This window comes from Lysinibacillus piscis (assembly GCF_026012395.1).
GTDB classification, from domain to species: domain Bacteria; phylum Bacillota; class Bacilli; order Bacillales_A; family Planococcaceae; genus Lysinibacillus; species Lysinibacillus piscis.
This window is the reverse complement of record NZ_BRZA01000001.1, coordinates 483,953-507,213: the sequence shown is the minus strand read 5'-3', so window position 1 is coordinate 507,213 and position 23,261 is coordinate 483,953. Positions and strand designations below refer to the sequence as shown.

Genomic DNA, 23,261 nt, shown 5'->3' with positions numbered 1-23,261 from the left:
AGGAATTTACTATGTCTAAAAGAATTTTAATTGTTGATGATGCTGCATTTATGCGCATGATGATTAAGGATATTTTGTCGAAAAATGGTTTTGATGTTGTAGGAGAAGCAGCAGATGGTTTACAAGCTGTAGAAAAATATAATGAGTTGAAACCAGATTTAGTAACGATGGATATTACAATGCCTGAAATGGATGGCATTGCAGCTTTAAAAGCAATTAAAGGCACTGATCCTGGCGCAACAGTTATTATGTGTTCTGCTATGGGCCAACAAGCAATGGTAATTGATGCTATTCAAGCTGGTGCAAAAGATTTTATCGTAAAACCTTTCCAAGCGGATCGTGTAATCGAAGCTATTCAAAAAGCTTTAGGATGATTGTATGCAAATGTTAAAATCATTTCGTTTGACGATGATTTTTGCATTTCTTGTAGCCTTGCTGTCTATGTATCTACTACCAACTTCCGTATATGCAGATAATACAAATAGCGTGAGTGATTGCTATAACAAGCAAGATGCTGACAAATGTAAAGAAGACCCTCCAGCAGCTGGTACTGAAGAAGAAGTTTCAGCTGCTGGAGCGGTATCTGCTTGGGACTACATAAAAATGGTTTTAGCACTCATTTTTGTTGTAGTGTTATTTTATGGATTAATGAAATTTTTAAATAAGAAAAATTTAAATTTTCAACGTAATCAATTGATACAAAATCTAGGTGGTTTATCATTAGGTGCCCAAAAATCGGTTCAACTTTTGCAGGTTGGTGATACGCTTTATTTAGTAGGCGTAGGAGAAAATGTTCAACTTTTATGTGAAATTAACGATGCAACTGAAGTGGAAAAATTATTAGCACTTTATAATGATCGACAAGAATTTGCAGCAACATCACCATATATTTTAGAGTTATTGTCGAAATTGAAAAAATCAAATCATCAACAAGCACCAACTGAAGAAAAACAAAATTCATTTGGTGAACTATTTGAAGAGAAGATTTCTAAAATAAAACAGGAGCGCAGTGAGGAAATTGAGCGATGGAAGCAAAAGGAGAATGATGATAAATGAATGATTTACTCAATAGTTTTTCCAGCAGCGATCCTACCAACGTCTCTACTTCTGTCAAACTCCTTTTATTATTAACTATATTATCATTAGCACCAAGTATTTTAATATTAATGACATCTTTCACGCGAATTGTCATTGTTCTATCATTTGTTCGTACGGCATTAGCAACACAGCAAATGCCACCAAATCAAGTCATTATCGGTTTGTCTTTATTTTTAACGTTCTTTATTATGGCACCGACTTTTCAAGAGGTAAATAAGGAGGCATTACAGCCATTGTTTGCTGAAGAAATTGGCATTGAAGAAGCATATGATCGTGCTAGTGTACCTTTTAAAGAATTTATGAGTAAGCATACAAGACAGAAAGATCTAGAATTATTTTTACAATACAATCAGGCAGATAAACCTGCATCTATAGAGGAAATACCGCTAACAATGCTTGTACCTGCCTTTGCGTTAAGTGAGATAAAAACAGCGTTTCAAATTGGCTTTATGATTTTTATTCCATTTTTAGTTATTGATATGATTGTTGCAAGTACCTTAATGTCAATGGGGATGATGATGTTACCACCTGTTATGATTTCCTTGCCATTTAAAATTTTATTATTTGTACTTGTCGATGGTTGGTATCTTGTAATGAAATCACTACTACAAAGTTTTTAGGGGATGATATAGTATGACAGGTGAAATGGTCATTTCAGTTGCAGAGCGTGCCATTATGATTATCCTCTTAGTGAGTGGTCCATTATTATTAATTGCATTAGTGAGTGGTTTAGCAGTCAGCATTTTTCAAGCAACAACTTCCATTCAAGAGCAAACATTAGCCTTTGTGCCAAAAATTGTCGCTGTGTTAGTAGGGCTTGTTTTTTTTGGACCATGGATGCTATCACAAGTAATAAGTTATGCGAGAGATATTTTTGAGAATTTAACGCGGTATATTGGGTGAGTAGATGAATGAATTGATTCCGCATTTCACAGTTTTTTTGTTAGTGCTTGTACGACTATCTGCTTTCTTTGTCACTGTGCCTTTTTTCTCGTACAGAACGATTCCACCGCAAGCTAAAATTGCTCTCGCCTTTATTTTTTCTTGGATGATGTACTATACAATGGATGTTGAGCCATTTATAGTGAATGGAGATTACATATTTTTAGTGATGAAAGAAGCGTTGATAGGCCTATTACTTGGTCTATTGGGCTATATGATCATGTCAGCTATTCAAATTGCTGGGAGTTTCATTGATTTTCAAATGGGTTTTGCTATTGCTAATATTATTGACCCCCAAACTGGAGCACAAAGCCCTTTAATCGGTCAATTTTTTAATATGTTAGCAATTTTAATTTTATTGGCAATCAATGGTCATCATATGATTTTGGATGGTATTTATTATAGCTATCAATTTTTACCGATGGATCAAGGGTTCCCGAATTTTGGTAGTGAAAATTATATTGAATTTATTATTAAAACATTTACTGCTGTGTTCGCCATTGCATTTCAAATGGCTGCACCTGTTGTCGCAACATTATTTTTAGTGGATTTGGCATTAGGTATTACAGCAAAAACCGTACCACAGTTAAATATTTTTGTTGTCGGTTTTCCTATTAAAATTGGGGTAAGTTTTTTAGTATTAATCACGATGATGGCGATTATGGTACAAGTTATTCAAAAGTTAATTGCGATTATGATTTATAGTATGCGTGATTTAATGGCAATTTTAGGTGGTGGTTAAGATGTTGCTATTACTCGAACTGGATTTACAATTTTTCGCAGGGGAAAAAACAGAGAAAGCAACACCTAAAAAACGTCAAGATGCTCGAAACAAAGGACAAGTTGTAAAAAGTCAAGATGTGACGAGCGCCATTGTCATGCTGATGGTATTTGGGTTCTTATTTATCTTTGCAGGCTCATTACGTGATGACTTGCTTGATTTTTTCAAGCAAACATTTATTCACAATATTCATATTGAAACATTGACGATTGAAAGTGTGATGGCTTTATTTACAACGATGTTAATACAGATGGCTTATGTTGTTGTACCGATTATGGTTGTTGCATCTGTTGGGGCAGTTGCAGGAAATTATTTTCAATTCGGCTTTCTCTTTACATTAGAATCAATGAAGTTCGATTTAATGAAAATGGACCCGATTAAAGGCTTTAAAAAAATATTTTCAGTGAAAGCTATTGTTGAGTTACTTAAATCAACATTGAAAATTGGCTTTATCGGTGGCGTAACAACGCTTATTGTTTGGACGAATTTACCGGAAGTATTAGCTTTATCTTTTAAAAGCCCGTGGATGATTCTTTTGACGGTTGGGAAGCTAGTTGGAACGATGGGGCTTGCCGCTTCATTCGTATTACTTTTGGTATCTATTTTAGATTGGATGTACCAAAAACATGACTATGAAAAAAATCTGAAAATGTCGAAGCAAGATATTAAAGATGAGCATAAAAATAGTGAAGGTGACCCGTTGATTAAATCTAAAATTAAACAACGGCAACGGGAAATGGCAATGCGTCGTATGATGTCAGAAGTGCCACATGCGGATGTTGTCATTACCAACCCAACGCACTATGCAATTGCTTTAAAGTATGACGAAGAAAAGATGGATGCTCCTCGTATTGTTGCGAAAGGGACAGATTTTGTCGCTCAAAAAATTAAGCTAATTGCGAAAGAGCATGATGTCATAATGGTTGAAAATCGTCCATTAGCACGTGCGATGTACGATCAAGTCGAAATAGGTGACCAAGTGCCAGAAGAGTTTTTTAAAGCGGTAGCAGAGGTGCTCGCTTATGTGTATCGAATTAAGCGGAAAATTTAAAGTTTTTAATATGTAGGAGGGACAACCATGAAAGTTCGCGATATAGGGGTTTTAGGTGCAGTTATTTTAATTGTTGCGATGCTTATCATTCCTCTTCCTCCATGGATGCTAAGTTTCTTAATTGTTATTAATATTACACTAGGCTTAATCGTTCTTTTAACAGCGATGAGTATGAAGGAAGCTTTAGACTTTTCTATTTTCCCTTCTATTATTTTGTTATTAACATTATTCCGATTGGGCTTAAGTGTTTCCACAACCCGTGCTATTTTAGCAAATGGTGATGCGGGTTCAGTTGTTGAAACTTTTGGAGATTTCGTTGTTGGTGGGAATATTTTTGTAGGGTTAGTTATTTTCTTAATTCTTGTACTCATTCAGTTTATTGTTATTACTAAAGGCTCAGAGCGTGTAGCAGAGGTAGCAGCACGTTTTACATTAGATGCGATGCCTGGTAAGCAAATGAGTATTGATGCGGACTTGAATGCGGGAATGATTTCTGAAAAAGAAGCACGTGAACGACGTGAAAAAGTTTCAGGTGAGGCCGATTTTTATGGAGCAATGGATGGAGCTACAAAGTTCGTTAAAGGTGATGCTATTGCCTCAATGGTCATGGTTGTCATCAATTTGCTCTTTGGTATTATTATTGGTGTTCTTCAAATGGGCTTACCGTTTGCAGAAGCCGCAACACATTTTTCTAAGTTAACAGTAGGTGACGGTATTGTTTCTCAAATTCCAGCATTGCTGATTTCGACAGCGACAGGGATTGTTGTTACACGTGCTTCATCTAAAGGTAGCTTGGGAGCCGATATTACAGGGCAATTATTTGCACAAGCTAAACTGTTATATGTAGCAGGTGGAACAATTATTGTATTAGGGTTGTTTACACCAATTCCAGATTGGATTACATTACCGATTGGTGCTTCATTAATTATTAGTGCTTATCTGATGGAACGTAAAAATACAGAAGGTGAAGAAGAATTATTTGAAATCGAAGAAGAAGTGGCAACTGATGGCATGAAGAGCCCTGAAAATGTTGTCAATCTTTTGAATGTCGATCCTATTGAATTCGAATTTGGCTATGGGTTAATCCCATTAGTAGATGCAGGACAGGGTGGAGACTTATTAGATCGCGTCATTATGATTCGTAGACAGCTAGCATTAGAGCTAGGGATTGTCATTCCTGTTGTACGTATTCGTGACAATATTCAGCTACAGCCGAATGAATACCGAATTAAAATTAAAGGGAATGAAATGGCTCGTGGAGAATTATTATTGGATCACTATTTAGCAATGAGTCCAGGTGATGATAACTCGATTGAGGGTATTGACACAGTGGAACCATCCTTTGGTTTACCTGCTAAATGGATTACAGAGCAAGTGAAGGAAGATGCAGAAATGTTAGGTTATACAGTGGTTGATCCACCAAGTGTGGTGTCTACACATTTAACCGAAATTATTCGTACAAATGCGGCTGAATTACTTGGTCGTCAGGAAACGAAACAGTTAATCGATCATTTACGTGAATCACATCCAATTTTAGTAGAAGAACTGACACCAGCACCATTATCGACAGGTGAAATTCAAAAAGTACTTGGCAAGCTACTCAGAGAAAATGTTTCTGTACGTAACCTACCTATTATTTTTGAAACATTAGCAGACTATGCAAAATTGACAAGTGATACAGATATTTTGACTGAATACGTTCGTCAATCATTGGCTCGTCAAATTACAGCACAGTATGTAAATGGTAACTCAGTATTGAAAGTTATTACTGTTTCGGGTAAAGTAGAGAAAATGATTGCTGATAGTATCCAACAAACAGATCATGGTAACTATTTAGCGATGGACCCACAGGATTCACAAACAATTTTGGAAACAATTGCTGCGGAAGTAGAACGAGTATCCTTTATGGAGCAATCAGCTATTATTTTATGCTCTCCAGCGGTACGCATGTATTTACGTCAATTAACGGAGCGTTATTTCCCACAAATACCAGTTTTATCTTATAATGAACTTGATGCTACTGTTGAAATTCAAAGTGTTGGGGTGGTGAATGTTGAATGAAAATGAAGAAATATTACGCATCTTCCATACCAGAAGCGATGAAACAAGTACGTGCTGATTTCGGTGAGGACGCTGTCATTTTGAATTCAAAAGTAGTAGTAACAAAGAAATTTTTTGGTCTTTTTAGAACGAAAAATTTTGAAGTGGTGGCAGGGGTGGATTCAATAGAGCCAAGCTATACAGCACCTGTCTTAACACAAAAAAAAGAAAATGTACATTTACAAGAAATCACACATGCAGTACAAGCAAAAATTCAACAATCACAAAAGCCTGCGAGTTTTCAAGAGGATGGTATTTCAGATGAATTGAGGAAGGAAATAGCCGATTTAAAATCTTTAATGCAGTCTATGCACAGTAAAACAGCCCAAGCTCAATATCCCGATGAACTCTTACTTTTCATTGAATACTTAAGACGGCAGGAGCTAAGTGAGGAGCTCATCACAACGATTGGTGATGAGCTTTTTAGGCATTTCAAAGAATCTTCAGAAATGACTTTCTCACAATGTAAGATGATTGCTAAAAATTTATTGCGTAAGAAATTAGAGATACTGCCAATGGGTGGTTTATCTTATGCCAAAAAATATATTAATGTTCTTGGACCAACAGGCGTTGGAAAAACAACAACAATAGCGAAAATGGCAGCGAGGGCCGTGTTAGAGAAAAAGAAAAAAATAGGTTTTATTACAACAGATACTTATCGAATCGCTGCAATTGAACAATTGAAAACATATGCAGGTCTTTTACAAGCACCTATCGAAATTGTTTATAATACAACAGATTTTGAACAAGCTGTACAACGCTTAGCCCATTTAGATTTAGTATTTATTGATACAGCAGGACGCAATTATAAAGAAGCTAAATATGTCGAAGATTTGCAGAAGCTCATTCGTTTTGATGAACAGGTAGAATCCTTTTTAGTCCTTGCCACGACAACCAAAGAAAAAGATATGTCAAAAATTGTTGAACAATTTAATCAAGTACCAATTGAAAAGTTTATTTTTACAAAGACAGATGAAACAAATTCTATTGGCACAATGATTAATTTAATGATTAAATATAGTAAAGGACTTGCTTACTATACAAATGGTCAAGAAGTACCAGAAGACATTGAAGAAGCCGATTTAGAAGCAGTGCTTAATCTGTTTTTCCAAGGTGAAGAGAAATGAGAGATCAAGCAGAGAACTTACGCTTGAAAATGCTTAGACGGCAAGGAGAGCTAGGTAGAACAATTGCTGTGGTAAGTGGTAAAGGTGGCGTGGGCAAGAGCAATTTTACGACAAATTTTGCAATGACTTTAGTGAACAAAGGTAAAAAGGTAGCACTTGTCGATATGGATATTGGGATGGGGAATATTAATATTCTCATTGGAAAAAATGCTACCTATAGTTTAAAAGATTATTTAGAAGGTCATAAATCTTTAGACGAAGTACTTTTAGAAGGACCTGATGGATTAATGTATATTGCTGGTGGTTCTGGTATGGCAAGTGTGCTTGAATGGTCAGAAGTACTATTCGAGCGCCTGATTCATGCTTTTGAGCAACTCCAAAAAAACTTTGATTTTATTTTCTTTGATATGGGTGCTGGAGCGACCAATTGGTCATTAGATTTATTAACATCGATTGATGAAATTATTGTTATATCTACAGCAGAGCCTACTGCGATTACAGATGCTTATTCGATGATGAAATATATTTATACAAGAGATGCAGAAAAGCAATTTTATATACTTTGTAATCGAGCATTTAGTAAAGAAGAAGGTATTGAGACAAATGAGCGTTTGAAAATGACGATGAAACGTTTTTTGGACAAAGATGTAACGATATTGGGCTCATTACCAGAAGATTCTATTGTGCGTAAGGCTGTGCGTGAGCAAGTACCATTTTCGCTTGCTTATCCGGACGCACTCATTTCAAAGACATTGCAACTCATAGTAGCTCGTTTTATGGAAAATTGTGCAGAAGAAGTACACGCACATGAGCAGCCAGTTAATAAATTCTTAACGAAATTAAGAAGTATTTTTACGAAAGGACGTGATTAATTGGACCCTTTACATAAAAGCAAGCTATTGATAGTGGATGATTCTGCTTTTATGAGGAAGTTGATTAGTGATTTTTTTGTTGATAATCCAAAAGTTGAAGTCGTAGGAACAGCACGTAATGGTAAAGATGCGATTCAAAAAATACAAACTTTAAAACCAAATGTTGTAACGTTAGATATTGAAATGCCTGAATTAAATGGACTAGATGCATTAAAAGAAATTATGGCAACATGTCCAGTGCCTGTTATTATGCTATCGAGTACAACACAACAAGGTGCTGAAAATACCATTACAGCTATTGAATATGGTGCAGTAGATTTTATCGCCAAGCCAAGCGGTACGATTTCGCTTGATTTACATAAAATTCAGGCGGAACTTGTTCGTAAAGTAGAACAAGCCTCTTTAGTGCCCGTATCTAAATTGCGAAAAATGCCTAATAATGGAACGCAAAAAAATACTATACTCAAAGCAAGCACAAATGAAGAATCGGTATTGCGACAAGAAAAAAGGGTGTCTTCTATAGCGACTACTTCAAAAAATATTGAAGTAGTAAAATCTTCTGTGGCTAACTGGAATACTGCAAGCAAAAAAGTAGTATTAATCGGTACATCTACAGGAGGACCAAGAGCATTACAAGAAGTCATTACGAAGATTCCTAAGTCTATTCAAGCACCTATTTTAATTGTACAGCATATGCCAGCAGGATTTACAAAATCTCTTGCGACAAGACTTAATCAACTGAGCGAAATTACTGTCAAAGAAGCAGAACAAGGGGATATTCTACAAAATGGTGTAGCGTATATTGCACCAGGTGGTTATCATATGAAACTTAAAAAGGTCGGTACTACATTTGGTATTCTTCTTGATAATCAAGAACCACCAAGATCAGGGCATAGACCTTCTGTTGATGTAATGTTTGAAGATGTAAGTCAATTTAAAGATTTTGATAAAGTAGCTGTTATTATGACAGGTATGGGACAAGATGGATCGAATGGCCTAAAAGCATTGAAACGTACTGGAAATGTAGTAGCGATTGCTGAGTCAGCTGAAACATGTATTGTATATGGTATGCCAAAAGCAGCTGTTGAAACGCAACTAGTAGATACAGTTGCAGATGTAGATGATATTGCACAAGTAATAATGAAATATTTGCCTTAAAGGGGTGTCTCCTTATGGAAGTCAATCAATATTTAGAGATGTTTATTGAAGAAAGTAAAGAACATTTGCAAGCATGCAGTGAACATTTATTGGAATTGGAAAAAAATCCTAATGATTTAACGATTGTAGGAGAGATTTTCCGCTCCGCTCATACATTAAAAGGTATGTCGGCTACAATGGGCTTTGAAGATTTAGCAGATTTGACACATAAAATGGAAAATGTGTTAGATGCTATTCGTAATGAAAAAATTAAAGTATCACCTGAAATTTTAGATGTTGTTTTTGAATCTGTTGACCACTTGGAAGAGATGGTTATGGATATTGCAAACGGTGGAGATGGGAAACGTGATGTATCTGCAACGGTAGCGCAATTGAAACGTATTGAATTAGGTGAAGAAGCGGTACAAGAAGTAGCTGTTACTGCAGAAACAGCTCATCCAGCTATTGAAAATATGTTGGAATATGATAGCTTTGAGCAAACAGTTATTGCACAATCAGCTGAACAAGGCTTTAATGCATATGAAATTTTAGTGCGTTTACGTGAAGATTGCCTTTTAAAAGCAGCACGTGTCTTTATGGTGTTTGAGATTTTAGAAAAAGATGGCGATGTTATTAAAGCCAGTCCTTCTGTAGAAAAACTTGAAGATGAACAATTCGATCAACAATTTTATATAGCATTTGTGACAAAAGAGTCAGCAGAAGACATGCAGAAAAAACTGATGAAAGTGTCAGAGGTCGAAGAAGTTGTTGTATCTGTGATTGATGCTGCGAAATTAGGACAGTCGCAATACAGTGAAGAAGTGGCACCTGTAGAGGAAGCATCTCAACCAGTTGAGGTACAAGACAAAAATGAACAAACGCCAGCACCAGTACAGGCAGCGGCGCCAGCAAAAGCAGATAAAGCCCATGCACCGGTAGGAAATAAAACGATTCGTGTAAATATCGAACGTTTAGATATTTTAATGAACTTATTTGAAGAGCTTGTCATTGACCGAGGACGTTTGCAATCGATTGCAACAGAAGTGAATCATGGCGAATTAAATGAAACAGTTGAACGCATGAGCCGTGTTATGGGCGATTTACAAACGATTATTTTAACAATGCGTATGGTGCCAGTAGAAACAGTATTCAATCGTTTCCCGAAAATGATTCGTCAATTGTCTCGTGATTTGAACAAAAAGATTAACTTAGAAATTATCGGTGCTGAAACAGAGCTAGATCGTACAGTAATTGATGAGATTGGTGATCCACTTGTTCATCTTATTCGTAATTCTGTCGATCATGGTATTGAAAATCCAACAGCTCGACGTGCAAAAGGAAAACCTGAAGAAGGTACGGTTGTATTACGTGCTTACCATAGTGGGAACTATGTATTCATCGAGATCGAAGATGATGGTGCAGGGATTAATCGTGACAAAGTATTAGCTAAAGCATTAGCAAAAGGTGTTGTGACACAAGAGCAAGCATCTGTTATGACTGATAAACAAATTAATGAATTGATTTTAGCATCAGGCTTCTCAACCGCAGAAGTGATTTCTGATATTTCTGGTCGAGGCGTGGGGTTAGACGTTGTCAAAACAACGATTGAGTCATTAGGTGGAAATATTTCCATTGAATCTACACAGGATGTGGGCTCAACCTTCTCTATTCAATTACCATTAACACTATCAATTATCTCTGTTATGTTAGTAGAAATCGAGAAGGAAATTTACGCAATTCCACTATCATCGATTATTGAAACATCAATTATTCGTTCTTCAGACATTATGAATGCACATAACCAAAAAGTAATTGATTTCCGTGGCAAAGTTGTACCTTTAGTGTTCTTGGAGGAAATTTTTGAAGTACCTCGTAAAGAACAGCAGGATGATGAATTCCATTCGGTAGTCATTGTGCGTAAAGGTGAAAAACTTGCTGGTTTAGTTGTAGATTCATTTATCGGTCAACAAGAAATTGTATTGAAATCACTAGGAAATTATTTAACAAATATCTTTGCAATTTCTGGTGCAACAATTCTAGGGAATGGTAAAGTAGCCCTAATTGTAGACTGTAATGCACTTATTAAATAAGGTGAACGACTAAGAGAGGTGTAAATCATGACAAATGCAGTGGAGCAAGAAAGTATTAAAGTAATTGTTTTCCAATTAGCGGATAAAGAGTATGCAATTCCAGTATCGCATGTACAAGGAATTGAAAAATTAATGCACATTACACGTGTACCGAAAACACCCCATTATGTAAAAGGTGTGATTAACTTACGTGGAGTTGTGACACCGATTGTAGATTTACGTGAACGATTCGGTCTGCCAATATCAGATCATGAAGAAACAACGCGTATTATTATTATCTCTTTAGAAGATATGGAAGTAGGTTTCGTTGTAGATTCAGCAAATGATGTTTTAGATATTCCTGCTAATGCAATCGAACCACAACCAGAAGTAGTAGGTTCACTAGAAGAAGCGTTTATTTCAGGGGTAGCGAAAATTGATAGACGATTATTGATTTTATTACATTTAGAAAAAGTATTAAACTAAAGTAGGGATCGTTATGACATTTAATCAAAAGATTACATCACTACATTTAGATGTACTAAAAGAAATTGGGAATATTGGTGCTGCGCATGCTGCGACAGCACTTTCCAGTTTACTTGGAAAAAAGATTGATATGCGTGTACCTAAAGTTGAAATGGTGTCATTCAATGATATGATGGAGCTTGCTGGTGGGGCTGAAAATGTAGTTGTAGGTATATATTTACGTATCGAAGGTGATGCGGAAGGCAGTATGTTTTTCATTTTACCAATTGAACAGGCTAATCGATTTATTCAAAATTTAATTCATGATGAGACATTTAACTTTACGGATAGACCTGTTTCTGAACTAGGATTATCAGCGATGCAAGAAATGGGTAATATTTTGTCAGGTTCGTATTTATCAGCGTTATCTGACTTCACTAATTTAAAAATTTATCCGACTGTTCCAGGATTAAGTGTAGATATGTTTGGTGCTATTATTAGTATCGGTCTTATTGAGTTATCACATGTGAGCGATAATGTTATTGTAATTAATACATCCATTTTTGAAGACGGCATAGAGGATTGTCAAGAAGTGAGAGGACATTTTTTCTTATTGCCAGATCCTGAATCATTTGATGCGATTTTTAAGGCATTAGGAGTTTCATAAATGCAATTAAATAGTAGTGGGCAAGTTGTCAAAGTTGGTATTGCACAAATGGATGTAGTAAAATTACCCAATACAATAAGAACATCAGGTCTTGGTTCATGTGTAGGTGTTGTTTTATATGATGAATCAAGAAAGATAGCAGGTTTAATACATGTTATGCTACCAGATTCAAGTTTAGGTAGAACAGAAGCAATCAACGTTGCAAAATTTGCGGATACAGGCATCACCGCCATGATTGATTTATTAAAATTAGAAGGTGTGCAAAAATTTAAGCTAAAAGCTAAAATTGCAGGTGGTGCGCAAATGTTCCAATTCACATCTGATAAAGATTCGATGCGTATCGGTCCACGAAATGTGGAGGCTGTCAAAAGTGAATTAAAGCGTCACGGTATTCCATTAGTTGCAGAGGCAACAGGTGGGAATAGTGGGCGAACAATTGAATTTGATCCAGCCACGTCCATGCTAAATATCAGAACAGTGAACCAAGGAGTGAGTGAAATATAATGTTTGGTTCTATCTTTTACAATCTATGGGGCGCATTAATTGCTTTTTCTATTTATTTTTTTAGTACATTTTACAAGCCTTTTACACCATTACGCGTGTTAATAGGTGCATCTGTAGCGGCTGTTATTACGTTTTTAGCCATGTACATTGTACGTTTTGTCATTGCTTATATTTTATTTACACCAGAAGACTCTGAGGAATTGGAGGATACTAAACTTGAAGAGAGCAAATCTGATAAAGATTTAGAAGAATCTAAGGAAAGTATAGCTGCCAATTCGACCATTGAATTTCAAGATGAAGATTCAGAGGAAATTGCACAAGTTGTGCGTACAATGATGCATCGTGAAGACGAGCCACAAATACATTCATAGAAAAGAGTCGCTATTTGTGGCTCTTTTTTTATGGGAATTTTTATAAAAGGTAAGGCGAGCAATCAATCTCTTGTTTTGCCCAAAATCGATTTCCATTAGTAACATCATTTTTCCATAATAGATTGGAAGATTGAACAATGTAATTTGTTGTTCAATCTTTTTTCATATACTGAATAAGGGGAAGATATACGCATGAAATTATAGTCGATTTTTGTTACAATATAGGAAACGAAGTATAGAGATTTAGTAATCTAACAATTCCTGCTATCTTTTGATGGTGTGAATGTGCTTTTGAAGAGAGGTGGATTTTATGGCACAACCGATGTTAAATGAGGAACAGAAATTATGGGCCCGCTGGACAAATGAGCGTGATCCAGAGGCAGGTGATTTACTCATAAAAAAATATAGCTCTCTTGTGTCTTACCATGTCCAACGTATTGGAGCAGGTTTGCCGAAAAGTGTCTCCCGTGATGATTTAACAAGTTTAGGGATGGCGGGTCTTTTTGATGCCTTAAATAAATTTGATATTAAACGAGATTTAAAATTCGATACATATGCTTCTTTTCGAGTAAGAGGGGCGATTATAGATGGCTTGCGTAAAGAAGACTGGCTACCTCGCTCTGCTCGTGAAAAAGCGAAGAAATTAGATGCACAAATTGAACAACTTGAACAGCGCTATATGCGACATGTTACACCAGAAGAATTAGCAGAACATATGAATCTATCTGTGGATGAAGTCTATCAAACTGTACAGGAACATTTTTTTTCCAATGTTTTATCAATCAATGAACAGCAAGACCAAGAAGAGACAGAAGGAAAGTCATTTGTGATTCGTGATGAAGCAACGAAAACACCTGAACAGGTAGTGATTAAATCAGAACTGTTAGAAGATTTAGAAGAAAGCATTCAAAAGTTAAATGAAAAAGAACAACTCGTGTTGAGTTTATTTTATACAGAAGAGCTAACATTAACGGAAATTGGTGAAATGCTTGATTTATCAACATCACGCATTTCTCAAATCCACTCAAAGGCATTGTTGAAGTTACGAAAATTATTATCTAGTGAGATGATTAGCACGTAAAACCGTTGGAGAGAGGGTGTTTTTTATGAGTTTAAAAGGTGTTGAATTACAAATCGCCATCCCGAAAACATTTGAAGCAGGTAAGATGCTAGATCAAGCACAACAGCATAATTTAGCGCAACAAGCACATGCGAATGAAGCATTGAAAAAAGAAATTGAACGCAAGCAAAAGGTTGTAAATACATCAGAGGGCATGGATGAAATCGGTGAGGATGAGGAAGCTGGTGGAGAGTATATTAATGGCACACGCAAAAAAAAGAAAAAGAAGAAGGCTAAACAGCCACAAGCACAGCATCCTTTTAAAGGGAATTTTATCGATTTCAGTGGATAGGGGCTTATCATGACGACAATACTTATTACCATTCTATTTATATTACAGCTATTGTCATTTTATTTTATTGTTATTTTGAATGTTAAGCTGGCTAAATTTAAGGATTTAGAAAATAAGCAAGAGCGTTTGATGCGTGAAATGGATGATACAATTAGCATGTATTTAGCGGACATGAAAGACGAAAATGACCGTTTGATTCAAGAGTTACAAGAGACAACAAAGCCAGCAAAGAAAGTGGTAAATGCACAGGATGAGGTAGCTGCGACAGATGCAGTAGTAGAGTCACCTGCTTTGCATAATGAACCACGTCTCTATGTACCAAAAGCAGTAGCTGCCAATGCATATACAAGACAACAACACGCACAAACACAGCCGTCCAGATCGTCAATTGTTCAACCAGAAGTGAAGGAGCTGACATTGGAACAGAAAGTAATCCAATTGGCTACACAGGGAAAAACATCTGAGGAAATTGCTAAGGAGCTGCAAAAGGGTAAAACAGAAATCGAGCTTTTATTGAAATTTCAACGATAAAATAGTTGCGAACCGAAGCGGATTATGGTATATTTTCAAATGGTGTTATTAATACACACGCATTTTGATGTAGTAAGTGGTGCTCTAATGTTTAGAGTAGCTTGTTGCAGAGGATAAATGCGGAGGATAAAAACCAAACATACTAGGAGGAAATTCACATGTCAGTAATTTCTATGAAACAATTACTTGAAGCTGGTGTACATTTCGGTCACCAAACTCGTCGTTGGAACCCAAAAATGAAGAAATTTATCTTCATGGAGCGTAACGGGATTTATATCATCGACTTACAAAAAACAGTTAAAAAATTAGAAGAAGCTTATGACTTCATGCGTCAAGTTGGTCAAGACGGTGGTAAAGTTCTTTTCGTTGGTACGAAAAAACAAGCACAAGAAGCGATCAAAGAAGAAGCAGAACGTTCAGGTAACTACTTCATCAACCAACGTTGGTTAGGTGGTACTCTTACAAACTTCGGTACAATTCAAAAACGTGTTGCACGTATGAAAGAAATCGAAAAAATGGAAGAGGAAGGAACTTTTGAAGTTCTACCTAAAAAAGAAGTTATTCAACTTAAAAAAGAACATGAACGTCTAATCAAATTCTTAGGCGGTATCCGTGATATGCACGAACTTCCAGATGTAATGTTCGTAGTTGACCCACGTAAAGAGCGTATTGCTGTTGCAGAAGCTCGCAAATTGAACATTCCTTTAGTAGGAATTGTTGATACAAACTGTGATCCAGATGAAATCGACTATGTAATTCCTGCAAATGATGATGCTATTCGTGCGGTTAAACTTTTAACAGCTAAAATGGCGGATGCTTTAATCGAGTCAAAACAAGGTGAAGAATTAGCACCTGCTGTTGAAGAAGCAGTAGTAGCTGAGTAATTCATGTTTAACCTTGATTCAAGTGGGGAGAATAACCGCCCCTCTAAATCAAGATAAAGTCACGGATTTTGTAGAGGAGCTTTTTCGAGCGAGTTCGGAAAAATTCGGACGCAATTACGCCGAGGCGTAATTGATAAAAAGGTGATAAGTGGCTCAAAACCCTTATCGCCTTTTTTAGGACTTATTGATATAAATTAGTTCAACCAATTTGAGGAGGAAACACTAAATGGCAAACATTACTGCACAATTAGTAAAAGAACTACGTGAAAAAACTGGCGCTGGTATGATGGATTGTAAAAAAGCGTTAGTAGAAACAGAAGGTAACTTAGAAGCGGCAATCGATTTCCTACGTGAAAAAGGTTTAGCGGCTGCTGGTAAAAAAGCAGACCGTATCGCTGCAGAAGGTACTACTTACATTTTAGAACAAGGCAATGAAGCAATCCTTTTAGAAGTAAATGCTGAAACTGACTTTGTTGCGAAAAATGACAAATTCCAAGTATTAGTTTCTTCTTTAGCTGAACAATTATTAACTGCTAAACCAGCATCAGTTGAAGCTGCTTTAGAATTAGAGAAAGATGGCGTGAAAATCGCTGACCAAATCTCTCAAGCAACAGCAACAATTGGTGAAAAAATTTCTTTACGTCGTTTTGAAATCAAAACGAAAACAGATGCTGATGCATTTGGTTCATACTTACACATGGGTGGCCGTATCGGTGTATTAGTTGTATTAGAAGGTTCTACAGATGCAGCTGCTGCAAAAGATATCGCAATGCACATTGCTGCAATCAACCCAACTTATGTATCTCGTGACGAAGTTTCTGCTGATGAAGTAGAACGTGAGCGTAAAGTATTAACTGAGCAAGCGTTAAACGAAGGTAAACCAGAAAATATCGTAGCGAAAATGGTAGAAGGTCGTCTTGGTAAATATTTCGAAGATGTTTGCTTACTTGACCAAACATTCGTTAAAAACTCAGATCAAAAAGTTCGTGACTTCGTAAAATCAACTGGTGGTAACGTAACTGGATTCACTCGTTATGCTGTTGGTGAAGGTATCGAAAAACGTGAAGATAACTTTGCAGAAGAAGTAATGAGCCAAGTAAAAGGTAACTAATTTACCTTCTATTTGATGAATTTAATCAAATAATCAAACGAAAAAATGGGGGACACAACATAGCGTGTTCCCTATTTTTCGGAAAAGAACAAGAATATTTGGTGAATTACCTGATTCATAACTAGTAATTATTACATGATGTACTATAATGGAAAAGGAATAACCATGTTTGAAATAAAGTCTGATGGAGGTTTACTATGAGTGTGCCACAATATAATCGAGTAGTTATCAAATTAAGTGGAGAAGCATTAGCTGGAGAAGCAGGATTTGGTTTATCACCAAAAATTATCAAATCTGTTGCAGAAGAAGTGAAAGAAGTAGTAGATCTTGGTGTAGAAGTTGCTGTCGTTGTAGGGGGCGGTAATATTTGGAGAGGGAAAATTGGTAGTGAAATGGGCATGGATCGTGCAGCAGCCGATTACATGGGGATGTTAGCAACAGTTATGAACTCTCTTGCACTACAAGATGCTTTGGAAAAACTAGGGATTGAGACACGTGTTCAATCATCTATCGTAATGACACAAGTTGCAGAGCCATATATTCGCCGTAAAGCTGTTCGTCATTTAGAGAAGAAACGTGTCGTTATTTTTGCAGCGGGTACAGGAAATCCATTCTTCTCAACAGATACAACAGCAGCATTGCGTGCAGCAGAAATTGATGCAGAGGCAATTTTAATGGCGAAAAACAATGTTGATGGTGTATACTCGGCTGATCCAAAAGTAGATGCAACAGCTGTTAAATATGATACACTCACATACTTAGACGTAATTCAACAAGGATTACAAGTAATGGATTCAACTGCTTCTACTTTATGTATGGACAATGATATTCCATTGATTGTATTCTCTATTACAGAACCTGGTAACATTAGACGTGCTGTACAAGGCGAGAAAATTGGAACAATTGTTAGGAGGAATGCATAATGACGAAACAAGTTATCGAACAAACAAAAGAAAGAATGAATAAATCAATTGCTGCGTTTTCACGTGAGCTAGCATCCATCCGTGCTGGACGTGCTAATGCGTCTTTATTAGATCGTATTACAGTTGACTACTATGGTGCTCCAACACCTGTTAATCAACTTGCAGGTATATCTATACCCGAAGCACGCTTATTAGTAGTGGCACCTTATGATAAATCTGTTTTAGGTGAAATCGAAAAAGCGATTATGAAATCAGACATTGGGATTACACCAACAAATGATGGTACAGTTATTCGCCTAATGATTCCTGCATTAACAGAGGAACGTCGTAAAGAGTTAGTGAAACAGGTGAAAAAAGAAGCTGAAGAAGCAAAAGTGGCGATTCGTAATGTACGTCGTGATGCAAATGATGAACTGAAAAAGCTTGAAAAAGCAGGCGAATTGACAGAGGATGATTTACGTGGTTATGGCGAAGACATCCAAAAATTAACGGATGAGTTTATTGTAAAAGTAGATCAAGTAACGAAAGATAAGGAAAAAGAAATTTTAGAGGTGTAAGCAAAAGAGAACCGTCTGTATAACAAGAGACGTATTGCATAACCCTATGATGGAACTTTTTCATAAGATAAAGGCGTCCTATATTATAAAAGGACGCCTTTTATCTTTGTATTGAACGCATAGCAGAATGGTAAAGGAAAATGTAGTAAAAGCTAACGGAATCACGGGTCAAAGTCTCTGATGGATGGTATGGCTTTTAAAGAAAAGCCATACCATCCAAAGGCAAGTTTGCTGAGACGTAATGGATCTTGAAATTACGTGTATAAAATAAGTGGATGATACATAGACAATTTACAGCAGAAGTAGGACAAAAGAGGCTTTTGTTTGTTATGATAGATTAATATGCGTCCGATTTGTTGTAGTGGGGGAGTTCACATGTTAAAAAAGCTATTCAGTAAACAAATAAATATGGATACACTATCAGTGGAGGAGCGTGTTGCACTTGCTAAAAGTGAGCCGATACCTGCTCATGTAGCGATTATTATGGACGGAAATGGTCGTTGGGCAAAGAAACGTGCGATGCCACGTGTTGCAGGGCATCATGAGGGCATGAAGACTGTACAAAAAATAACAAGATTTGCCTCTGATTTAGGTATTCAAGCGTTAACTGTGTACGCATTCTCTACTGAAAATTGGAAACGTCCAAAAGCAGAAGTAGATTTCTTGATGCGCTTACCAGTTGAATTTTTAGGTTCATTTTTACCTGAAATGATGGAGCGAAATGTACGTGTTGAAATGATTGGTAATCCAGAGTTACTACCAGCGCATACACAAAAGGCATTATATGATGCGATGGAGGAAACGAAGCACAATACAGGGCTTGTTTTAAATTTTGCATTAAATTATGGTAGCCGTGCAGAAATAATAGATGCGATGAAAGGAATGCTCGAAAAAGTGCAAGAGGGCGAATTAACGATTCAGGACATCACAGAAGAATGTGTGACAGCTCATTTAATGACAGCCCATTTACCAGAGCCAGATTTATTAATTCGGACAAGTGGGGAAGTGCGTTTAAGTAACTTTATGCTATGGCAGCTTGCTTATACTGAGTTATGGTTTACGGATACATTATGGCCAGATTTTAATGAGAAAAATCTACTAGAGGCGATTGAAAACTATCAAAAACGAAATCGTCGCTATGGTGGGTTGAAGGGAGAAGAAACGACTTGAAGCAACGCATTATGACAGCCATTGTAGCAGCAGCACTTTTTATTCCATTTGTCATTTATGGAAAAGTGCCGTTTACATTACTCGTGTTAGCAATGGCTATTATCGGTTTTTATGAAATTTTAAAAATGAAAGGGATTGCGCTTTTTTCAGTACCAGGCTTGATTGGTGCATTGACCTTAACTTTGCTTGTTATACCGACAGAATGGTCGAATAAAGTAGCAGAGAGCATTGGCTATTCCTCTATTATCGTCATCATTTATGGCTTAATGATGCTATTATTAATTTATATTGTTGTCGTGAAAAATAAAATCACATTCGATGAAATCGGCTTTATTTTACTAGGTGCGTTTTATGTAGGGCTAGGCTTCCATTACTTAATCGAAACACGTTCTAATGGCTTAGAGTTTGTAGTGTATTGCTTATTAATTGTGTGGACAACGGATTCAGGTGCTTATTTTGTCGGCAGAAAATTTGGCAAACATAAGCTATGGCCTGAAATTTCACCGAAAAAAACAATTGAAGGTTTTGTAGGGGGGATTGTCATTGCTGTGCTTTTTGCGATTGCTATGCAGGCAATTTACCCATTTGCAAGTAGCTATGCTTTATTAATCATCATTACGATATTCGCCTCCATTATTGGGCAAATGGGCGATTTGGTGGAATCAGCGATTAAGCGTCATTTTGATGTAAAAGATTCAGGAACCATTTTACCTGGTCATGGTGGTATTTTAGATCGTTTTGATAGTTTATTATTTGTCGTACCACTACTACATTTCTTACATTTTTTTAGTTAGTTAAAAGTGAAAAAAGGGGACAATTTGTTGTGAAAAAAATTAGTTTACTTGGGGCAACTGGTTCTGTTGGTTGGCAAACGTATGATATTTTAAAGGAACAGCAAGATGCTTTTCAATTAGTGGCGTTTTCAGCTGGGAAAAATATAGCAAAGACACGTGAAATGATTGAAGCATTACAGCCAGAGCTTGTATCCGTTCAACAGGAGGAGGATGCAAGACAATTAGCGAAGGACTATCCACATATTCATTTTACATTTGGCGGAAAAGGGCTTGTAGAGGTTGCTACACATCCAGATTCAACAGTGTTAGTGAACGCTGTATTAGGGAGTGTTGGGCTAGAATCGACATTAGCTGCTATTCGTATGGGAAAAACCATTGCGATTGCTAATAAAGAAACGCTAGTGACAGCTGGACATTTAGTGATGGCAGAGGCTAAAAAATACAATGCGACTATTTTACCTGTGGATAGTGAACATTCTGCCCTTTTCCAATCAATGAATGGTGAAAATCCAAAAAATATTGAACGTTTAATTATTACAGCATCAGGTGGTAGCTTCCGTGACCGCACGCGTGAAGAATTAAAGCATGTGACAGTCGCAGATGCACTCAACCATCCAAACTGGTCCATGGGCGCAAAAATTACCATTGATTCTGCAACAATGATGAATAAAGGGTTGGAAGTCATTGAAGCACATGTGTTATTCGATATGCCATATGATCAAATTGATGTACTTTTACATCGAGAAAGTATTATTCACTCCTTAGTTGAGTATCATGATACTAGTGTGATTGCACAGCTTGGTACGCCAGACATGCGTGTGCCAATTCAATATGCACTGAGCTATCCTGAACGAATGCCACTACACAATGGACAACGTTTAAACTTAGCACAAATTGGCAAACTGCATTTTCAAGAGATGGATTTTGCACGCTATCCAGCATTGCGCCTTGCATATGAAGCAGGTCGTATGGGTGGTACGGTTTTAACGGCGATGAATGCAGCAAATGAAGCCGCAGTTGCTGCCTTTTTACAAGGGAAAATTACTTTCTTAGCAATCGATGAAGTAATTGAACGTGTGATGCAGGAACATGCCAATATTGCAGTACCAGATTTACAAACTATTTTGCATGTAGACAGTGAAACAAGAAAAATTGTGCAAAACATGATAAAATGAAACTTCACGCAGGTGGGAATTCGCCCTGTATCCCTACTTATGTGCTAGTTGAATCAATTGGGTTTTTACAGTTTGTAAGCTTCTCTTTAACATTATGACTTCATTTATTTATGTTGAAATGAAGGGCTTACAAACTGTTAATACAGGGTAAAATAACGAGAGTATCGTTAACTAAAGGTGGGATCGTATGCAAACAGCCATTGCATTTATTGTCATATTTGGCTTACTTGTATTTTTCCATGAGCTTGGTCACTTTATTTTTGCAAAACGTGCTGGCATTATGGTACGTGAATTTGCTATTGGTATGGGACCGAAAATTTATGGGAAGACACATGGTGAAACAATTTATACACTTCGTTTATTGCCAATCGGTGGTTATGTACGCATGGCGGGCGAAGATATGGATGGGACAGAGCTACAGCCAGGCTATCGTGTAGGGCTAATTGTCAATGAAGATAATATTGTCCAAAAAATTATTTTCAATCAAAATAATCGACAAGTACCTGATTTATTGTTTTTAGAAGTAGAACGTGCTGATTTAGAGAAAGATTTATTTGTAGAAGGCTATGACGAGGAAGAAAACTTAGTACGATATACGGTAGCAAGAAATTGTATCCTTGTGGAAAATGGCAAAGAAACATTGATTGCACCATATGATCGTCAATTTAACGCAAAAACAGTTGGACAACGTGCGATGGCTATTTTTGCAGGACCATTGTTTAACTTTATCCTTGCCTTTGTGATTTATGTATTGATTGGTTTATTAAATGGTGTACCAACGAATGAGCCAATCATTACAGATGTTGTACCAGATAGACCTGCTGCACAGGCGGGTATGCTTGAAGGTGACAGAGTGACAGCGATTGACGGACAGGCTATTCAAACGTGGGAAGATTTAGTCAGTGTTATTCAAAGTAAACCTGGTGAAACAATCGATATGACGTTTGAACGAAATGGACAAGTCGAACAGGTTGCGTTAACAGTGAAAGCAGTGACAGACAGTGGTGGTAACACATATGGTCAAATCGGTGTCACAAGTCCAAGAGTGCATAATCCATTAAAAGCAGTCGTTTATGGTGGGGAACAGACATATCATATGACGAAGGAAATTTTTAGATTATTGGGCTTGCTTGTGACAGGTGGTTTCCATTTGGATGATTTATCGGGTCCTGTAGGTATTTATAAAACAACAGAGACTGTGACAGCATGGGGCATTTTTGCTTTAATGAATTTTGCGGCGATGCTAAGTATTAATCTAGGAATTATGAACTTACTACCATTACCAGCTCTTGATGGTGGACGTTTATTGTTCTTTGGTTTTGAAGCGGTACGGGGCAAACCAGTGGATCGACAAAAAGAAGGCATGGTGCATTTCGTGGGCATTGTGTTACTAATGATTTTAATGGTTGTTGTGACATGGAATGATATTCAACGTTTCTTCTTTTAAACGATTTAGCTTTGAGCAATTGCGCTCAAAGCTAAATTTGTTTATGCTAATGAAAGAATGAACTTATTTAAAG

Annotated in this window: 26 protein-coding genes; all 26 read left to right on the top strand. The window is 36.7% G+C overall.

The window, feature by feature from the left end:
* The first annotated feature begins 11 nt into the window (after positions 1 to 11).
* The 26 genes from OPF91_RS02585 to rseP all read left to right on the top strand — a co-directional run bounded on the left by OPF91_RS02585 (position 12) and on the right by rseP (position 23,188).
* Positions 12 to 374 carry a response regulator gene (locus OPF91_RS02585; protein WP_264987116.1) on the top strand — a complete coding sequence of 121 codons (363 nt, stop codon included), beginning with the start codon at positions 12 to 14 and terminating at the stop codon, positions 372 to 374.
* Between the two features lie 10 nt (positions 375 to 384).
* On the top strand, positions 385 to 1,056 hold the full coding sequence (locus OPF91_RS02580) for a flagellar biosynthetic protein FliO (protein ID WP_264987115.1): 672 nt from the start codon (positions 385 to 387) through the stop codon (positions 1,054 to 1,056).
* Positions 1,053 to 1,718: a flagellar type III secretion system pore protein FliP gene (gene fliP / locus OPF91_RS02575; protein ID WP_264987114.1), complete on the top strand. Its 666-nt coding sequence runs from the start codon at positions 1,053 to 1,055 to the stop codon at positions 1,716 to 1,718. The genes OPF91_RS02580 and fliP overlap by 4 nt, the downstream gene beginning before the upstream one ends.
* Before the next feature lie 13 nt (positions 1,719 to 1,731).
* A complete protein-coding gene (gene fliQ / locus OPF91_RS02570; RefSeq protein ID WP_264987113.1) occupies positions 1,732 to 2,001 on the top strand; it encodes a flagellar biosynthesis protein FliQ in 270 nt (89 codons plus the stop codon).
* A 4-nt stretch (positions 2,002 to 2,005) separates the two neighbouring features.
* Positions 2,006 to 2,782, top strand: a complete 777-nt coding sequence (gene fliR / locus OPF91_RS02565; protein ID WP_264987112.1) for a flagellar biosynthetic protein FliR — start codon at positions 2,006 to 2,008, stop codon at positions 2,780 to 2,782.
* Between the two features lies 1 nt (position 2,783).
* Positions 2,784 to 3,872 carry a flagellar biosynthesis protein FlhB gene (gene flhB / locus OPF91_RS02560; RefSeq protein ID WP_264987111.1) on the top strand — a complete coding sequence of 363 codons (1,089 nt, stop codon included), beginning with the start codon at positions 2,784 to 2,786 and terminating at the stop codon, positions 3,870 to 3,872.
* A 27-nt stretch (positions 3,873 to 3,899) separates the two neighbouring features.
* Positions 3,900 to 5,933, top strand: a complete 2,034-nt coding sequence (flhA, locus tag OPF91_RS02555) for a flagellar biosynthesis protein FlhA (protein ID WP_264987110.1) — start codon at positions 3,900 to 3,902, stop codon at positions 5,931 to 5,933.
* The gene (gene flhF, locus OPF91_RS02550; protein ID WP_264987109.1) at positions 5,930 to 7,099 is read left to right on the top strand and encodes a flagellar biosynthesis GTPase FlhF; all 1,170 of its coding nucleotides are present in this window, start codon (positions 5,930 to 5,932) and stop codon (positions 7,097 to 7,099) included. Before flhA ends, flhF begins: the two co-directional genes overlap by 4 nt.
* Positions 7,096 to 7,971, top strand: a complete 876-nt coding sequence (locus OPF91_RS02545) for a MinD/ParA family protein (protein WP_264987108.1) — start codon at positions 7,096 to 7,098, stop codon at positions 7,969 to 7,971. Before flhF ends, OPF91_RS02545 begins: the two co-directional genes overlap by 4 nt.
* Entirely contained in the window at positions 7,972 to 9,129 is a 1,158-nt protein-coding gene (locus OPF91_RS02540) for a protein-glutamate methylesterase/protein-glutamine glutaminase (protein WP_264987107.1), read from the top strand.
* Between the two features lie 14 nt (positions 9,130 to 9,143).
* A complete protein-coding gene (locus tag OPF91_RS02535; RefSeq protein WP_264987106.1) occupies positions 9,144 to 11,198 on the top strand; it encodes a chemotaxis protein CheA in 2,055 nt (684 codons plus the stop codon).
* A 27-nt stretch (positions 11,199 to 11,225) separates the two neighbouring features.
* Positions 11,226 to 11,663, top strand: a complete 438-nt coding sequence (locus tag OPF91_RS02530) for a chemotaxis protein CheW (protein WP_264987105.1) — start codon at positions 11,226 to 11,228, stop codon at positions 11,661 to 11,663.
* 13 nt (positions 11,664 to 11,676) lie between these two features.
* On the top strand, positions 11,677 to 12,309 hold the full coding sequence (locus OPF91_RS02525; protein ID WP_264987104.1) for a chemotaxis protein CheC: 633 nt from the start codon (positions 11,677 to 11,679) through the stop codon (positions 12,307 to 12,309).
* Positions 12,310 to 12,813: a chemotaxis protein CheD gene (locus OPF91_RS02520; RefSeq protein ID WP_264987103.1), complete on the top strand. Its 504-nt coding sequence runs from the start codon at positions 12,310 to 12,312 to the stop codon at positions 12,811 to 12,813.
* A complete protein-coding gene (locus OPF91_RS02515; RefSeq protein ID WP_264987102.1) occupies positions 12,813 to 13,184 on the top strand; it encodes a hypothetical protein in 372 nt (123 codons plus the stop codon). Before OPF91_RS02520 ends, OPF91_RS02515 begins: the two co-directional genes overlap by 1 nt.
* A 310-nt stretch (positions 13,185 to 13,494) precedes the next feature.
* Positions 13,495 to 14,265 (top strand): FliA/WhiG family RNA polymerase sigma factor, encoded by a 771-nt coding sequence (locus OPF91_RS02510; RefSeq protein WP_264987101.1) that lies wholly within the window; start codon positions 13,495 to 13,497, stop codon positions 14,263 to 14,265.
* Positions 14,266 to 14,290: 25 nt separating this feature from the next.
* Complete coding sequence (locus tag OPF91_RS02505; protein WP_264987100.1) at positions 14,291 to 14,596, top strand: RNA polymerase subunit sigma; 306 nt, start codon at positions 14,291 to 14,293, stop codon at positions 14,594 to 14,596.
* 9 nt (positions 14,597 to 14,605) lie between these two features.
* A complete protein-coding gene (locus OPF91_RS02500) occupies positions 14,606 to 15,127 on the top strand; it encodes a DUF6115 domain-containing protein (protein WP_264987099.1) in 522 nt (173 codons plus the stop codon).
* 158 nt (positions 15,128 to 15,285) lie between these two features.
* Positions 15,286 to 16,011, top strand: a complete 726-nt coding sequence (gene rpsB / locus OPF91_RS02495) for a 30S ribosomal protein S2 (protein ID WP_264987098.1) — start codon at positions 15,286 to 15,288, stop codon at positions 16,009 to 16,011.
* Between the two features lie 226 nt (positions 16,012 to 16,237).
* Positions 16,238 to 17,122: a translation elongation factor Ts gene (gene tsf, locus OPF91_RS02490; RefSeq protein ID WP_264987096.1), complete on the top strand. Its 885-nt coding sequence runs from the start codon at positions 16,238 to 16,240 to the stop codon at positions 17,120 to 17,122.
* 197 nt (positions 17,123 to 17,319) lie between these two features.
* Positions 17,320 to 18,045 carry a UMP kinase gene (gene pyrH, locus OPF91_RS02485; RefSeq protein WP_264987095.1) on the top strand — a complete coding sequence of 242 codons (726 nt, stop codon included), beginning with the start codon at positions 17,320 to 17,322 and terminating at the stop codon, positions 18,043 to 18,045.
* The gene (gene frr / locus OPF91_RS02480) at positions 18,045 to 18,602 is read left to right on the top strand and encodes a ribosome recycling factor (RefSeq protein ID WP_264987094.1); all 558 of its coding nucleotides are present in this window, start codon (positions 18,045 to 18,047) and stop codon (positions 18,600 to 18,602) included. The genes pyrH and frr overlap by 1 nt, the downstream gene beginning before the upstream one ends.
* Positions 18,603 to 18,977: 375 nt before the next feature.
* Entirely contained in the window at positions 18,978 to 19,772 is a 795-nt protein-coding gene (gene uppS, locus OPF91_RS02475; RefSeq protein ID WP_309297400.1) for an undecaprenyl pyrophosphate synthase, read from the top strand.
* Positions 19,769 to 20,566 carry a phosphatidate cytidylyltransferase gene (locus OPF91_RS02470; RefSeq protein ID WP_264987093.1) on the top strand — a complete coding sequence of 266 codons (798 nt, stop codon included), beginning with the start codon at positions 19,769 to 19,771 and terminating at the stop codon, positions 20,564 to 20,566. The genes uppS and OPF91_RS02470 overlap by 4 nt, the downstream gene beginning before the upstream one ends.
* 29 nt (positions 20,567 to 20,595) lie before the next feature.
* Positions 20,596 to 21,741 carry a 1-deoxy-D-xylulose-5-phosphate reductoisomerase gene (gene dxr, locus OPF91_RS02465; protein ID WP_264987092.1) on the top strand — a complete coding sequence of 382 codons (1,146 nt, stop codon included), beginning with the start codon at positions 20,596 to 20,598 and terminating at the stop codon, positions 21,739 to 21,741.
* Positions 21,742 to 21,928: 187 nt separating this feature from the next.
* Positions 21,929 to 23,188, top strand: coding sequence for an RIP metalloprotease RseP (gene rseP / locus OPF91_RS02460; protein WP_264987091.1), 1,260 nt, complete (start codon positions 21,929 to 21,931; stop codon positions 23,186 to 23,188).
* The last annotated feature ends 73 nt before the right edge of the window (positions 23,189 to 23,261 follow it).